The 475-nt window shown below is 66.1% G+C and carries 1 protein-coding gene; it reads left to right on the top strand.

The features are described from left to right. Positions 1-266 precede the first annotated feature (266 nt). The coding region (locus GVL52_RS31925; protein ID WP_160012717.1) for an ATP-binding cassette domain-containing protein at positions 267-475 on the top strand (209 nt) is incomplete at its 3' end.

Here is a 475-nt window from a genome sequence, read left to right as displayed (position 1 = left end):
GTGGTGTTCGTGATGGGGCTGAACCACTTCCTGTGGCGGCGCCTCTATCGCCTCGCCGAGGATCGGATGCATACATGAGCCCACCCCGTTTGAATGTCTCACTGTGCGTAGACATTCCATCCCCCTCAAGGGGCGCCGCCAGCGGCCTGGCAAAGCCAGTGCCGCGGCGTCTGCTGGCATGGCCTGCTCCGCGGCCATCAGAAACTTTGTGCACGAGCCACTTCCGTGCGGTGCAAGCCGCTCTCAGCGCAATGGATCACTGACCTATGACGCAATCCATCATCGAACTCCAGGGCGTGGGCAAGAGCTTCCGCTCGTCCGACGGCCGCGAGCGGCCCGTGCTGCAGCAGGTCGATTTCACGCTGCGCGAGGGCGAGATCGTCGCGCTGCTCGGCCAGTCCGGCTCCGGCAAGAGCACGCTGCTGCGCATCATGGCGGGGCTGGTGCCGGCCGACGGGGGGCAGGTGCGCTACCG

This window comes from Rhizobium sp. 18055 (assembly GCF_902706285.1).
Taxonomy (GTDB): domain Bacteria; phylum Pseudomonadota; class Alphaproteobacteria; order Rhizobiales; family Rhizobiaceae; genus Rhizobium.
Note: the sequence above shows the minus strand (reverse complement) of the source record. Positions and strands in the feature narration are given on the sequence as shown.